Genomic DNA, 14,092 nt, shown 5'->3' with positions numbered 1-14,092 from the left:
AACTTCTATATTCAGGTTTTTTCAACAAAACCGTACACAGGTTATCCACAAAAATCAGACAGCCACCTGATCACTCGCCGCAGGTGCCTGCGGTGCCGGTGGCAGAGAACCCATTTCGCGCTGAGTCTGTTCGTTCCAGGCTTGTACCCGGTCGTTCAGCTCGGCGATGGCGCGCGGGCCAGTGCCTTCGGCATACATCGGCTCGCCGATGATTACGGTGATCACGCCCGGCTGCTTGCCCCAGCCGATTTTCGGCCAGAATTTGCCGGCATTGTGTGCAATCGGCAGCACCGGAAGCGCCGCATTCACCGCCAACGCGCTGCCACTGCGCGAAAACTTGCCGACGGTGCCATAAGGAACGCGGGTGCCTTCAGGGAAGATCAACACCCAGACGTTATCCTTGAGCAGTTCATCGCCTTTGGCCGCGACTTGTTTGAGCGCCGCTTTCGGGTTGTCGCGGTCGATCGCGATCGGCCGCAGCATGGCCATGGCCCAACCGAAGAACGGCACGTAGAGCAATTCACGCTTGAGCACCTGGCTCAAGGGCGAGAAATAAGCAGAGAGAAAGAACGTCTCCCAAGTGCTCTGGTGGTTCGACTGAATCACGCAGGGCCGGTCTGGCACGTTTTCCGCGCCTTTGATCTCGTAACGAATGCCGAGAAACACCTTGGTCAACCACAAGGCGCAACGGCACCAGTACACGTTGATGAAACGATAACGCGCCTTGAACGGCAGAAAGGGCGCGATAAAAAAGCTCAGGCTGCACCACAGCAAGGCAGTGGTGCCCAGCAGCAGGTAAAAGAGAAAAATTCTGATGGCCTGCAGTATCGACATGGCGACGTTTACCGTTACGGGCGATGCCCGACTGTTCAAGCGCACTCCCGATCAATCCCTGGTCAGGAACTTCAGAAGCACTCTAGTTGTGGATAAGTTCTGCGGCAATCGCCGCCAGATCGTCAAAAATCAGGGTGCCGACCGGAAGGGTCTTGCCCAGAGTTTTTTCGCCTTTCCCGGTCTTTACCAAAACGGGCTGTGAATCGACGGCTTTGGCGGCCTCCAGGTCACCAAGGCTGTCGCCGACGAACCAGACATTGTTCAGTTCGACGTTGTAGTGCGCTGCGATAGTTTTCAACATGCCCGGTTTCGGCTTGCGGCAATCGCAACCCTCGTCCGGCCCGTGCGGGCAGTACACGATCAGCCCGACTTCACCGCCCTGCTCCGCCACGAGCGTGCGCAAGCGCGCGTGCATGGCGTCGAGGGTGGCGAGGTCGTAATAGCCGCGAGCAATGCCCGACTGGTTGGTAGCGACCGCCACCGTCCAGCCGGCCTTGCTCAACTGCGCAATCGCCTCGATCGAGCCGGGCAGTGGAATCCACTCCTCCACCGACTTGATGTAAGCGTCGGAGTCGTAATTGATCACTCCATCCCGATCGAGAATCAGCAGTTTCAACAGCAATCCCTCAACCCAGCAGCGAGATGTCGGCAACGCCCAGGAACAGGCCACGCAGACGCGCCAGCAACGCATAGCGGTTGGCCCGCACATTGGCGTCGTCGGCATTGACCATCACGGCGTCGAAGAACGCATCCACCGGCTCACGCAATGCCGCCAGACGCGCCAGCGATTCGTTGTACTGACGCGCTGCGGCCATTGGCTGCACCGCCTGATCCGCTTGCTGGATCGCCGAGTACAGCGAGAACTCGTTGGCGTTGTCGAAGTACTTGGCTTGCACCTCGGTCGGCACCGAGCCTTCAACCTTGCTCAACAGGTTCGATACACGCTTGTTCACCGCCGCCAGCGCTGCCGCTTCCGGCAGCTTGCGGAAGGCCTGAACCGCTTGCACACGCTGGTCGAAGTCCAGCGCCGAACCCGGCTTCAGGGCACGAACCGACAGGTAGGTGGCGACATCGACGCCTTCGTCTTCGTAACGCGCACGCAGACGGTCGAAGATGAATTCCAGCACCGCGTCGTTCAGGCCGGCAGCCTTGACCTTGGCCCCGAACGCCGCCACGGCGAAAGCCACGGCATCGTTCAGATCGAGGTCGAGTTTTTTCTCGATCAGGATACGCAGCACGCCGAGTGCCGCACGGCGCAGGGCATACGGGTCTTTGCTGCCGGTTGGCAGCATGCCGATCCCGAAGATACCGACCAGGGTGTCGAGCTTGTCGGCGATCGCGACAGCGGCACCGGTCAGGGTCGCCGGCAGTTCAGCACCGGCACCACGTGGCATGTACTGCTCGTTCAGCGCCAGCGCGACGTCTTCCGGCTCGCCGTCATTGAGGGCGTAGTAGTAACCGGCGACACCTTGCATCTCCGGGAACTCGCCGACCATTTCGGTGGCCAGGTCACACTTCGACAGCAGGCCGGCACGGGCCGCCCAGGAAGCGTTGCCGCCAATGCGTGCCGCGATGTATGCGGCCAGTTTCGATACGCGCTCGGCCTTGTCGTAGACGCTGCCGAGTTTTTCCTGGAACACCACGTTCTTCAGGCGATCATTGAAGGCTTCGAGCTTTTGCTTCTTGTCTTGCTTGAAGAAGAACTCGGCGTCGGTCAGACGTGGACGAACCACTTTCTCGTTACCGGCGATGATCTGCTGCGGGTCTTTGCTTTCGATGTTGGCGACGGTGATGAACCGTGGCAGCAACTTGCCGTCGGCATCCAGCAGGCAGAAGTACTTCTGGTTGTCCTGCATGGTGGTGATCAGTGCTTCCTGCGGCACGTCGAGGAAGCGTTCCTCGAACGAGCACACCAGCGGCACTGGCCATTCGACCAGCGCGGTCACTTCATCCAGCAGCGCCGGCGGCACGATCGCGGTGCCTTCCTGACGGGTCGCCAGCTCTTCGGTGCGCTTGCTGATGATCTCGCGACGCTCGTTGGCATCGGCCAGAACATAGGCAGCACGCAGGTCGGCCAGGTAGCTCGACGGCGAACCGATGCGCACGCTTTCCGGGTGATGGAAACGGTGACCACGGGAGTCGCGGCCAGCCTTCTGCGCAAGGATGGTGCAGTCGATGACCTGATCACCGAGCAGCATCACCAGCCACTGAGTCGGACGCACGAACTCTTCCTTGCGCGCACCCCAACGCATGCGTTTCGGGATCGGCAGGTCGTTCAGCGAATCTTCAACGATGGTCGGCAGCAGGCTCGCGGTCGGCTTGCCGGCAATGTTCTGGCTGTAACGCAGTTTCGGGCCGCTCTGGTCGATTTCGCTCAGCTCGACGCCGCACTTCTTGGCAAAGCCCAGCGCTGCCTGAGTCGGGTTGCCTTCAGCGTCGAATGCGGCCTGACGTGGCGGGCCGTCGAGGTTGATGCTGCGATCCGGCTGCTGGGTGGCCAGCGCAGTGATCAGCACGGCCAGACGCCGCGGTGCGGCGTAGACGGTTTTGCTTTCGTAGCTCAGGCCGGCAGCTTGCAGGCCCTTGTCGATACCGGCGAGGAACGCTTCAGCCAGGGTGTTCAGGGCTTTGGGTGGCAGTTCTTCGGTGCCCAGTTCAACCAGAAAATCTTGAGCACTCATTGTGCAGCCTCCAGCTTGGCCAGTACTTCGTCACGCAGGTCCGGGGTCGCCATCGGGAAGCCCAGCTTGGCGCGAGCCAGCAGGTAGGCTTGCGCAACGGAACGCGCCAGGGTGCGTACGCGCAGGATGTATTGCTGACGTGCGGTCACCGAGATCGCCCGGCGCGCATCCAGCAGGTTGAAGGTGTGCGAGGCCTTCAGGACCATTTCGTAGCTCGGCAACGGCAGCGGCTGGTCGAGTTCGATCAGGCGCTTGGCTTCGCTTTCATAGAAGTCGAAGAGTTCGAACAGTTTGTCGACGTTGGCGTGTTCGAAGTTGTAGGTGGACTGCTCCACTTCGTTCTGGTGGAACACGTCGCCGTAGGTCACCTTGCCGAACGGACCGTCAGCCCAGACCAGGTCGTAGACCGAATCCACGCCCTGCAGGTACATGGCCAGACGCTCCAGACCGTAAGTGATCTCGCCGGTCACCGGGTAGCACTCGATGCCGCCGGCCTGCTGGAAGTAGGTGAACTGAGTGACTTCCATGCCGTTGAGCCAGACTTCCCAGCCCAGACCCCAGGCGCCGAGGGTCGGCGATTCCCAGTTGTCTTCGACGAAGCGGATGTCGTGGACCAGCGGGTCCAGGCCGACATGCTTGAGCGAGCCCAGGTACAGTTCCTGGAAGTTGTCCGGGTTCGGCTTCAGGACGACCTGGAACTGATAGTAGTGCTGCAGACGATTCGGGTTTTCCCCGTAGCGGCCGTCAGTCGGACGGCGGCTTGGCTGCACGTACGCGGCGTTCCAGGTTTCCGGGCCGATGGCGCGCAGGAAGGTCGCGGTGTGGAAAGTGCCGGCGCCTACTTCCATATCGTAGGGCTGAAGTACCACACAACCTTGCTCGGCCCAGTATTGCTGGAGCGCGAGGATCAAGTCTTGGAAGGTACGCACGGCTGGCGTAGGCTGGCTCACGAAATTCACCTGTTTCTTGGGCTGCGATTTAAAGAGCGGGAGTATACCCGATTCGTTGCTGCGCACGCCCCCTGGAGCCTTATGCCACGCTGCTTTTGGTGTACCGAAGATCCGCTGTACATGGCTTATCACGATCAGGAGTGGGGCACGCCGCTACGCGATGCGCAGGGTTTGTTCGAGTTGCTTTTGCTCGAAGGGTTCCAGGCCGGGCTGTCGTGGATCACCGTGCTGCGCAAACGCGAGCGCTACCGCGAGGTGTTGTACGGCTTCGACGTGCAGCGTGTGGCGCAGATGAGCGACGCCGAAATCGACGAACTGATGCTCGATCCCGGCATCATCCGCAATCGCCTAAAACTCAATGCCGCGCGGCGCAACGCCCAGGCCTGGCTGGCGCTGGAAGACCCGGTGGCGTTTCTCTGGTCGTTCGTCGGTGGCCAACCGATCATCAATCATTTCAAGGATCGCAGCGAAGTCCCGGCGATCACCCCCGAAGCCGTGGCGATGAGCAAAGCCCTGAAAAAGGCCGGCTTCACCTTCGTCGGCCCGACCATTTGCTACGCACTGATGCAGGCCTCGGGCATGGTCATGGATCACACTCAGGACTGTGACCGCTACGCGCAGCTGGTCAACGGCGGTTAGAATGGCCGCCTCGCGCACAGCACAAAATCAGGAGTGACCTGTGGAAAAGTTTAAAGGCGCCTTGCTGGTAGGCGCTCTGCGGCTGTTTGCCCTGCTGCCATGGCGGGCCGTGCAGGCCGTGGGTTCGGCGATCGGCTGGATCATGTGGAAAACCCCCAACCGTTCCCGCGACGTGGTGCGGATCAACCTTTCCAAATGTTTTCCACAGATGGATCCGGCCGAGCGCGAGCGTCTGGTTGGCCAGAGCCTGAAAGACATCGGCAAATCCCTGACCGAAAGCGCCTGCGCCTGGATCTGGCCGGCGCAGCGTTCGATCGATCTGGTACGCGAAGTCGAAGGCCTCGACATCCTCAAGGATGCGCTGGCCTCGGGCAAAGGGGTGGTTGGCATCACCAGCCACCTGGGCAACTGGGAAGTGCTCAATCACTTCTATTGCAGCCAGTGCAAACCGATCATTTTCTACCGCCCGCCAAAGCTCAAGGCTGTGGATGAATTGCTGCGCAAGCAACGCGTGCAGCTGGGCAATAAAGTCGCTGCCTCCACCAAGGAAGGCATCCTCAGCGTCATCAAGGAAGTGCGCAAAGGTGGTGCAGTGGGCATTCCGGCTGACCCGGAACCGGCCGAATCCGCGGGGATCTTCGTGCCGTTCTTCGCCACCCAGGCGTTGACCAGCAAATTCGTGCCGAACATGCTCGCCGGCGGCAAAGCGGTCGGCGTGTTCCTCCACGCCCTGCGCCTGCCGGACGGTTCCGGCTACAAAGTGATCCTCGAAGCGGCGCCAGAAGCCATGTACAGCACCGATACCGAAGAGTCCTGCGCGGCCATGAGCAAAGTGGTCGAGCGTTATGTCGCGGCGTATCCGAGCCAGTACATGTGGAGCATGAAGCGCTTCAAGAAACGTCCGCCGGGCGAAGCGCGCTGGTACTGAACAAGTTGGCACACTCTGTGGATAAACTGTAAGAGCTGCCGCAGGCTGCGATCTTTTGATCGTGCTCCTTCAGTTATCCACAACCGTTCATCAAAGGGCGCAACAAGATGTCCGAACAGCGCAAATCCTTCCGCATCAAGATCACCCACGACAGCTTCGGCGAATGCCTCGGGCAGACGCGCAACCTGTCGGCTACCGGCGTGTATGTGCAGCATCCGCGCTTGGCTTCACTGCCCAAAGGCGCTGTGGTTTATGGTCAGGTGCAGGGTTTACCCACCGGCGCGCCACGGGTGCGAATGGAAGTGGTGACGGTGGATGCCGAGGGCATCGGCCTACGCTATCTCTAGCCTATTGCGCCTGTCGGTCGAGTTTCTTCAGAAAAACCGTCATTTCCTTTTCGGCCTGCTTGTCGCCATGGGCGCGGGCGGCTTCCAGACCCTGTTCCCACGCCTGACGTGCGGCGGCGTGATCGCCGAGTGCGAGTTGCGCCTTGCCCAATAGCTTCCACGCCGCCGAATACTTCGGATCGAAACCGACACAGCGCTGGAAATGCTCGGCGGCCTTGGCGTTCTCCCCCAGATCCAGATAACCCTTACCCAAGCCGAAGCGCAGCAGTGAGTTATCCACACCCTTGGCGAGCATTTTTTCCAGGGATTCGAGCATCGGTGCAGTCCTTTTCTGTGGAGTGTCAGGCTTAGATCGGTGTCAGTTACACCGCTTTCGCGAGCAAGCTCGCTCCCACATTTGGAATGCATTCCCCCTGTGGGAGCGGGCTTGCTCGCGAAGAGGCCATTACAGCCAACGATATTTCTGGATCAGAAGAAGCTCAGACCCACATGAAACAGCTTCTCCACATCACGAATATGCTTTTTATCCACAAGGAACAGAATCACATGGTCGCCCGTTTCGATCACCGTATCGTCGTGGGCGATGATCACTTCTTCGTTGCGGATGATCGCGCCAATCGTGCTGCCCGGTGGCAGGCCGATTTTCTCGATCGGCCGGCCGATGACCTTGCTCGACTTCGCATCACCGTGGGCAATCGCCTCGATGGCTTCCGCCGCGCCCCGGCGCAATGAGTGCACGCTGACGATATCGCCCCGCCGTACGTGAGCCAGCAAGGTGCCGATGGTCGCCAGTTGCGGGCTGATAGCGATGTCGATGTCGCCGCCCTGGATCAGGTCGACGTAAGCCGGGTTGTTGATGATCGTCATCACCTTCTTCGCCCCCAGCCGTTTGGCCAGCAGCGACGACATGATGTTGGCTTCGTCATCGTTGGTCAGGGCGAGGAAGATGTCGGCGTCGGCAATGTTCTCTTCCAGCAGCAGATCACGGTCCGACGCGCTGCCCTGCAGCACCACGGTGCTGTCGAGGGTGTCGGAGAGATAGCGGCAGCGCGCCGGGCTCATCTCGATGATCTTCACCTGGTAGCGGCTTTCGATGGCCTCGGCCAGGCGCTCGCCGATCTGCCCGCCACCGGCAATCACGATGCGCTTGTAGGTTTCGTCGAGACGGCGCATTTCGCTCATCACCGCGCGAATATTCTCACGGGCGGCGATGAAGAAGACTTCGTCATCGGCCTCGATCACCGTATCGCCCTGCGGCAGGATCGGTCGGTCGCGGCGGAAAATCGCCGCGACCCGGGTTTCGACGTTCGGCATGTGCTCGCGCAACTGGCGCAATTGCTGACCCACCAGCGGCCCGCCGTAATAGGCGCGCACCGCCACCAGTTGTGCCTGACCTTCGGCGAAGTCGATCACTTGCAGCGCGCCCGGATGCTGAATCAGACGCTTGATGTAGTTGGTCACCACCTGCTCGGGGCTGATCAGCACGTCGACCGGAATCGCTTCGTTCTGGAACAGCTGTTCTTCGCGATTGAGGTAGGACGCTTCGCGCACCCGGGCGATTTTGGTCGGGGTGTGGAACAGCGTGTGCGCGACCTGACAGGCGACCATGTTGGTCTCGTCACTGTTGGTCACCGCCACCAGCATGTCGGCATCGTCGGCGCCGGCCTGACGCAGCACCGACGGCAGCGAGCCGCGGCCCTGAATGGTGCGGATGTCGAGACGGTCGCCGAGGTCGCGCAGGCGTTCGCCGTCGGTGTCGACCACGGTGATGTCGTTGGCTTCGCTCGCCAGGTGTTCAGCCAGCGAACCGCCGACCTGCCCCGCACCGAGGATGATGATTTTCATCCAGTCACTCCATTCAATCCATTTAGCCGCGCGCGGCAGCGATCTTGATCAGCTTGGCGTAGTAGAACCCGTCATGCCCGCCCTGCTGGGCCAGCAATTGGCGACCATGGGGCTGTTTGATCCCGGCCGTAGTTGCCAGATCCAGTTCGCGGGCACCGGGCGTGCGCTCAAGGAACGCGGCGATGACTTCGGTGTTCTCGGTCGGCAAGGTCGAGCACGTGGCGTAGAGCAGGATGCCGCCGACTTCGAGAGTTTTCCACAGGGCGTCGAGCAGCTCGCCTTGCAGTTGCGCGAGGGCAGCGATGTCGTCCGGCTGACGGGTCAGCTTGATGTCCGGATGGCGGCGGATCACCCCGGTGGCCGAACACGGCGCGTCGAGCAGGATGCGCTGGAACGGCTTGCCGTCCCACCATGCTGCGGTGTCGCGGCCGTCGGCAGCGATCAGGTCGGCGCTCAGGCCCAGCCGCTCAAGGTTTTCCTTCACCCGCACCAGACGCTTGGCTTCCAGATCCACCGCCACCACGCCGGCCAGCGCCGGTTCGGCTTCGAGGATGTGGCAGGTCTTGCCGCCGGGGGCGCAGCAGGCGTCGAGCACCCGTTGGCCCGGGGCCAGATCGAGCAGATCGGCAGCCAGTTGCGCGGCTTCGTCCTGCACGCTGATCCAGCCTTCGGCAAAACCCGGCAGGCTGCGCACGTCGGCGGCGGTTTCAAGGACGATGCCGTCGCGACTATAGACGCAGGGCATGGCAGCGATGCCAGCGTCGCTGAGCAAGCCGAGGTAGGCGTCGCGGCTGTGGTGCCGGCGGTTGACCCGCAGGATCATCGGCGGATGCGCGTTATTCGCCGCGCAGATCGCTTCCCATTGCTCCGGCCAGAAGGCTTTCAGGGATTTTTGCAGCCAGCGCGGGTGGGCGGTGCGTACCACTGGGTCGCGCTCTAGCTCGGCGAAAATCGTCTCGCTTTCGCGCTGGGCATTGCGCAGCACGGCGTTGAGCAAGCCCTTGGCCCACGGCTTTTTCAGCTTGTTCGCGCAACCGACGGTTTCGCCGATGGCCGCGTGCGGCGGCACGCGGGTGTAGAGCAGTTGATAGAGACCGACCAGCAGCAACGCCTCGACATCGGCGTCGGCAGCCTTGAACGGTTTCTGCAAAAGCTTTTCCGCCAGCGCCGACAGCCGTGGCTGCCAGCGCGCGGTGCCGAACGCCAGATCCTGGGTGAAGCCGCGATCGCGGTCCTCGACCTTGTCCAGTTGCGTCGGCAGGGAGCTGTTGAGCGAAGCCTTGCCGCTGAGCACGGCGGCGAGTGCCTTGGCGGCGGCCAGACGCGGATTCATTGCGTGTCCACCGCTGCGCCGAGCACGGTACCGACGGCGAATTTCTCGCGGCGGCTGTTGAACAGGTCGCTGAAGTTCAGCGCCTTGCCGCCGGGCAGTTGCAGGCGGGTCAGGCACAGCGCCTGTTCACCGCAGGCGACGATCAGGCCGTCCTTGCTGGCGCTGAGGATTTCTCCCGGTGCGCCTTTGCCGTCAGCCAGCGTCGCGGCCAATACCTTCAGCGCTTCGCCATTGAGGGTGCTGTGGGTAATCGGCCATGGATTGAAGGCGCGCACCAAACGCTCCAGTTCAACCGCGGGACGGCTCCAGTCGAGACGCGCTTCGTCCTTGTTGAGTTTGTGGGCGTAGGTGGCGAGCTCGTCGTTCTGCACTTCGCCTTCGAGGGTTCCGGCGGCCAGATCGGCAATTGCCTGGACCACGGCGGGCGGACCCATTTCGGCGAGACGGTCGTGCAGCGTGCCGCCCGTGTCGTCGGCGCTGATCGGGGTCACGACCTTGAGCAGCATCGGCCCGGTGTCGAGGCCCGCTTCCATGCGCATCACGGTCACGCCGCTTTCGGCATCACCGTGTTCCACGGCGCGCTGGATCGGCGCCGCACCGCGCCAGCGCGGCAGCAGCGAGGCGTGGCTGTTGATGCAGCCCAGACGCGGAATATCCAGCACCGCTTGCGGCAGGATCAGGCCGTAGGCGACCACCACCATCAAGTCCGGTTTCAGCGCGGCCAGCTCGGCTTGAGCATCGGCGTTGCGCAGGGTCGGCGGCTGCAACACCTGGATATTATTTTCCAGGGCCAACTGTTTGACCGGGCTCGGCATCAGTTTTTGCCCGCGACCGGCCGGACGATCCGGTTGGGTGTAGACCGCAACGATCTCGTAAGGGCTGTTCAGCAGGGCCTTGAGGTGTTCGGCGGCGAATTCCGGGGTGCCGGCAAAAACGATGCGCAATGGCTCAGTCATGAAGGGAGTCTCATAAAAAGAAAAAGGCTTGCCGCAGCAAGCCTTTGAAGGAGGGCATCAAGCGTTCTGGCGATGCAGCTTTTCCAGTTTCTTCTTGATCCGGTCGCGTTTGAGCGTGGACAGGTAATCGACGAACAACTTGCCGTTGAGGTGATCGCATTCGTGCTGGATGCACACCGCGAGCAGGCCTTCGGCGATCAGTTCGTAAGGCTGGCCGTCGCGGTCCAGCGCCTTGATTTTGACCTTCTGCGGGCGGTCGACGTTTTCGTAGAAACCCGGCACCGACAGGCAGCCTTCTTGGTACTGATCCATCTCGTCAGTCAGCGATTCGAACTCGGGGTTGATGAACACCCGGGGTTCGGTGCGGTCTTCGGAAAGGTCCATCACGACGATACGTTTGTGCACGTTGACCTGGGTCGCGGCGAGGCCGATGCCCGGCGCTTCATACATTGTTTCAAACATGTCATCGACCAACTGACGCACTTCGTCGTCCACTACAGCCACAGGCTTGGCGATAGTACGCAGACGCGGGTCCGGAAATTCGAGGATGTTTAAAATGGCCATAGGCTGATTGCTGCACGTATTGAGTAAAGTCGGGTCGATGGCCTGGCAGGTCCGAAGATGCAGGCTACCGTTGTGAAGCGTAGCTAATGCAATTTGCAGTAGCGAGCCACGGGGGCTCTGACGGTTCACGCGAACGCACATGATAAAGGGATTCGCTGCATGAGGAAAACACTACTCGCCCTGCTGCTTCTGGCTTCGGCCGCGGCAGCACAAGGGCAAGTGCAACTCAGGGATGGTTTTCCACAGCAATACACGGTGGTTTCGGGAGACACCCTCTGGGACATTTCCGGCAAATACCTGCGCGAGCCCTGGCAATGGCCACAGCTGTGGCGGGCCAATCCGCAAATCGAAAACCCCAATCTGATCTACCCGGGCGACACGCTGACGCTCAGTTACGTCAACGGCCAGCCGCAACTGACCCTCAATCGCGGCGAGTCACGGGGCACGATCAAGCTGTCGCCACGCATCCGCACCAGCCCGGTGGCCGAGGCGATACCCAGCATTCCGCTGAAATCGATCAACAGTTTCCTGCTGAGCAACCGCATCGTCGACAAGGTCGAGGACTTCGACAAGGCGCCTTACATCGTCGCCGGCGATGCCGAGCGCGTGCTCAGCGGCACTGGCGACCGGATCTTCGCCCGTGGCCACTTCGACCCGAATCAACCGGTGTACGGCATCTTCCGCCAAGGCAAGGTCTACACCGACCCGCAGACCAAGGAGTTTCTCGGGATCAACGCCGACGATATCGGTGGCGGTGAAATCGTCTCCACCGAAGGCGACGTCGCCACCCTCGCCCTGCAACGCACCACCCAGGAAGTACGTCTGGGCGATCGCCTGTTCAGCGGCGAAGAACGCTCGATCAATTCGACCTTCATGCCCAGCGCCCCGAGCACCGACATCAACGGCCTGATCATCGACGTGCCGCGCGGCGTCACGCAGATCGGCGTGATGGATGTGGTCACCCTGAACAAGGGCAAGCGCGACGGTCTTGCCGAAGGCAATGTGCTGGTGGTGATGAAAACCGGGGAAACCGTGCGCGATCGGGTCACCGGCCAGCCGCTGAAAATCCCCGATGAACGGGCCGGTTTGCTGATGGTGTTCCGCACCTACGACAAGCTCAGTTACGGCCTGGTACTCAACGCATCGCGCTCGCTGGCGGTGCTCGACAAGGTGCGAAATCCTTAGCACGCTTAACAAGTTACCAACAGAGTTATCCACAGCTTGTTCCGAATGGTTCGGGACTTATAACGATCAAGGATGATCCACCATGCTGTCTGCCCATACGCCGGTTTCCCCTGCGGAACTGGAAGCGCGTTTGCGCCTGCACCGCTTGCCGGAAATCGGCCCGAAACGTTTTGCCAAACTGCTTGAAGCCTTCGGCTCGGCGTCAAAAGCCATCAGCGCACCGGCCAGTGCCTGGCGTGCGCTGGGTTTGCCGGCGGCGTCGGCCGAGGCTCGGCGCAGCCCCGAAGTACGCGATGGCGCCAGCCATGCATTACGCTGGCTAGAGCGGCCCGGCCAGCATTTATTGATGTTGGACCAGGCGGATTATCCGGCACTGCTGGCGCAAATCCCTGACCCGCCACCGCTGTTGTTCGTCGCTGGCGATCCGCTGATTCTGGAAAAACCGCAACTGGCGATGGTCGGCAGCCGCAGTGCTTCACGTCCGGGAATGGACACCGCCGCCGCGTTTTCCCGCAGCCTCGCCGGGGCCGGTTTCGTCATCACCAGTGGTCTGGCGTTGGGTATCGATGCGGCTGCCCATCAAGCCGCGCTGGACGTCGGCGGGCAAACCGTCGGCGTACTCGGCACTGGTCTGGAAAAGTTTTATCCACAGCGCAATCGGCGACTGGCCGACGCGATGATTGCCTCGGGCAGCGCCGTGCTTTCGGAGTTTCCACTGGACGCCGGGCCAACGGCGAGCAACTTTCCCAGGCGCAACCGGATCATCAGCGGTTTGTCCCTTGGTGTGCTGGTGGTCGAGGCGAGTGTCGCCAGCGGTTCGCTGATCACTGCCCGGCTGGCGGCGGAACAGGGCCGCGAGGTGTATGCGATTCCCGGCTCGATCCATCACCCCGGCGCACGCGGCTGCCATCAGTTGATCCGCGACGGTGCGGTGTTGGTGGAAACCATCGAGCACATCCTCGAAGCCTTGCGCGGCTGGCAGCATCTGCCGTTATCCACAGACACGCCGCGCAGCGATCATCCGCTGTTGAACCTGCTGCATGCCGCGCCGCACACCAGTGAAGCCCTGGCCGACAGCAGCGGCTGGGCACTGCCCAAAGTCCTCGCGGCGCTCACCGAGCTGGAAATGGATGGCTCGGCCGTGTGCGAAAACGGTCGCTGGCTGGCGAGGACACGCTAGGTTTTACAGGGAAGATCGGTAAACTGCGCAAAACCTGTTTTCGGAGAGTTTTTTCATGGTCAACAGTTGGCGTGTGCAACAAGCCGCACGAGAGATTCGCGCCGGGGCGGTGATTGCCTATCCAACCGAAGCCGTCTGGGGGCTGGGTTGCGACCCGTGGAACGAAGAGGCAGTGGATCGTCTGCTGGCGATCAAAAACCGTTCGGTGGACAAGGGGCTGATCCTGGTCGCCGACAATATCCGCCAGTTCGATTTTCTGTTCGAAGACTTCCCGCAAGAGTGGATCGACCGCATGGCCAGCACCTGGCCGGGGCCGAACACCTGGCTGGTGCCGCATCAGAACCTGTTGCCGGAATGGGTGACGGGCGTGCATGACACGGTGGCGCTGCGGGTCAGCGATCACCCGCAGGTGCGGGATCTGTGCTCGATGGTCGGGCCGCTGATTTCCACCTCGGCCAACCCGCAGGGGCGTCCGGCGGCGCGCACGCGGTTGCGCGTCGAGCAGTATTTCCGTGGGCAGATCGACCTGATCCTTGGCGGGCAACTGGGTGGGCGCAAGAACCCCAGCGTGATCCGCGATCTGGCAACCGGCAAGGTCATTCGCCCCGACTGATCCGCTTTCGAAAACCTTTAACGTGGGTCTTCCTCGC

Annotated in this window: 15 protein-coding genes; 6 read left to right on the top strand and 9 right to left on the bottom strand. The window is 61.6% G+C overall.

Annotation, left to right across the window (positions count from 1 at the left end; translation table 11 throughout):
- Positions 1-54: 54 nt before the first annotated feature.
- From CKW11_RS24760 to glyQ, 4 genes are all read right to left on the bottom strand, one after another.
- On the bottom strand, positions 55-834 hold the full coding sequence (locus CKW11_RS24760) for a 1-acyl-sn-glycerol-3-phosphate acyltransferase (protein WP_095139786.1): 780 nt from the start codon (positions 832-834) through the stop codon (positions 55-57).
- Positions 835-916: 82 nt separating this feature from the next.
- Complete coding sequence (gmhB, locus tag CKW11_RS24755; RefSeq protein WP_177440037.1) at positions 917-1,456, bottom strand: D-glycero-beta-D-manno-heptose 1,7-bisphosphate 7-phosphatase; 540 nt, start codon at positions 1,454-1,456, stop codon at positions 917-919.
- Positions 1,457-1,460: 4 nt separating this feature from the next.
- On the bottom strand, positions 1,461-3,515 hold the full coding sequence (gene glyS / locus CKW11_RS24750) for a glycine--tRNA ligase subunit beta (RefSeq protein ID WP_095139784.1): 2,055 nt from the start codon (positions 3,513-3,515) through the stop codon (positions 1,461-1,463).
- Positions 3,512-4,465 (bottom strand): glycine--tRNA ligase subunit alpha, encoded by a 954-nt coding sequence (gene glyQ / locus CKW11_RS24745; protein ID WP_003187265.1) that lies wholly within the window; start codon positions 4,463-4,465, stop codon positions 3,512-3,514. The genes glyS and glyQ overlap by 4 nt, the downstream gene beginning before the upstream one ends.
- 81 nt (positions 4,466-4,546) lie before the next feature.
- Between glyQ and CKW11_RS24740 the strand changes: the two genes are divergently transcribed.
- The 3 genes from CKW11_RS24740 to CKW11_RS24730 all read left to right on the top strand — a co-directional run bounded on the left by CKW11_RS24740 (position 4,547) and on the right by CKW11_RS24730 (position 6,379).
- A complete protein-coding gene (locus CKW11_RS24740; RefSeq protein ID WP_095139783.1) occupies positions 4,547-5,104 on the top strand; it encodes a DNA-3-methyladenine glycosylase I in 558 nt (185 codons plus the stop codon).
- 40 nt (positions 5,105-5,144) lie between these two features.
- Positions 5,145-6,032, top strand: a complete 888-nt coding sequence (locus tag CKW11_RS24735; RefSeq protein WP_047596996.1) for a lysophospholipid acyltransferase — start codon at positions 5,145-5,147, stop codon at positions 6,030-6,032.
- Positions 6,033-6,139: 107 nt separating this feature from the next.
- On the top strand, positions 6,140-6,379 hold the full coding sequence (locus tag CKW11_RS24730) for a PilZ domain-containing protein (RefSeq protein WP_095139782.1): 240 nt from the start codon (positions 6,140-6,142) through the stop codon (positions 6,377-6,379).
- A 1-nt stretch (position 6,380) separates the two neighbouring features.
- On the opposite strand, the gene CKW11_RS24725 is transcribed toward CKW11_RS24730, so the two are convergent.
- From CKW11_RS24725 to def, 5 genes are all read right to left on the bottom strand, one after another.
- Positions 6,381-6,695, bottom strand: a complete 315-nt coding sequence (locus tag CKW11_RS24725) for a tetratricopeptide repeat protein (RefSeq protein ID WP_027610275.1) — start codon at positions 6,693-6,695, stop codon at positions 6,381-6,383.
- A 152-nt stretch (positions 6,696-6,847) separates the two neighbouring features.
- Positions 6,848-8,224 carry a Trk system potassium transporter TrkA gene (gene trkA, locus CKW11_RS24720; protein ID WP_095139781.1) on the bottom strand — a complete coding sequence of 459 codons (1,377 nt, stop codon included), beginning with the start codon at positions 8,222-8,224 and terminating at the stop codon, positions 6,848-6,850.
- A gap of 22 nt (positions 8,225-8,246) precedes the next feature.
- On the bottom strand, positions 8,247-9,557 hold the full coding sequence (gene rsmB / locus CKW11_RS24715) for a 16S rRNA (cytosine(967)-C(5))-methyltransferase RsmB (protein WP_095139780.1): 1,311 nt from the start codon (positions 9,555-9,557) through the stop codon (positions 8,247-8,249).
- On the bottom strand, positions 9,554-10,513 hold the full coding sequence (gene fmt / locus CKW11_RS24710; RefSeq protein ID WP_095139779.1) for a methionyl-tRNA formyltransferase: 960 nt from the start codon (positions 10,511-10,513) through the stop codon (positions 9,554-9,556). The genes rsmB and fmt overlap by 4 nt, the downstream gene beginning before the upstream one ends.
- A gap of 57 nt (positions 10,514-10,570) precedes the next feature.
- Positions 10,571-11,077: a peptide deformylase gene (def, locus tag CKW11_RS24705; RefSeq protein WP_027610272.1), complete on the bottom strand. Its 507-nt coding sequence runs from the start codon at positions 11,075-11,077 to the stop codon at positions 10,571-10,573.
- A gap of 159 nt (positions 11,078-11,236) precedes the next feature.
- Between def and CKW11_RS24700 the strand changes: the two genes are divergently transcribed.
- The 3 genes from CKW11_RS24700 to CKW11_RS24690 all read left to right on the top strand — a co-directional run bounded on the left by CKW11_RS24700 (position 11,237) and on the right by CKW11_RS24690 (position 14,055).
- Positions 11,237-12,262 (top strand): LysM peptidoglycan-binding domain-containing protein, encoded by a 1,026-nt coding sequence (locus CKW11_RS24700; RefSeq protein ID WP_095139778.1) that lies wholly within the window; start codon positions 11,237-11,239, stop codon positions 12,260-12,262.
- 82 nt (positions 12,263-12,344) lie between these two features.
- Positions 12,345-13,442, top strand: coding sequence for a DNA-processing protein DprA (dprA, locus tag CKW11_RS24695; RefSeq protein WP_095139777.1), 1,098 nt, complete (start codon positions 12,345-12,347; stop codon positions 13,440-13,442).
- Positions 13,443-13,497: 55 nt separating this feature from the next.
- A complete protein-coding gene (locus CKW11_RS24690; RefSeq protein ID WP_007962683.1) occupies positions 13,498-14,055 on the top strand; it encodes an L-threonylcarbamoyladenylate synthase in 558 nt (185 codons plus the stop codon).
- The last annotated feature ends 37 nt before the right edge of the window (positions 14,056-14,092 follow it).

The sequence above is a fragment of the Pseudomonas sp. Irchel s3a10 genome (genome assembly GCF_900187525.1).
GTDB lineage: Bacteria > Pseudomonadota > Gammaproteobacteria > Pseudomonadales > Pseudomonadaceae > Aquipseudomonas > Aquipseudomonas koreensis_G.
The sequence above is the reverse complement of the archived record's forward strand: the minus strand, read 5'-3'. Positions and strand labels throughout refer to the sequence as shown.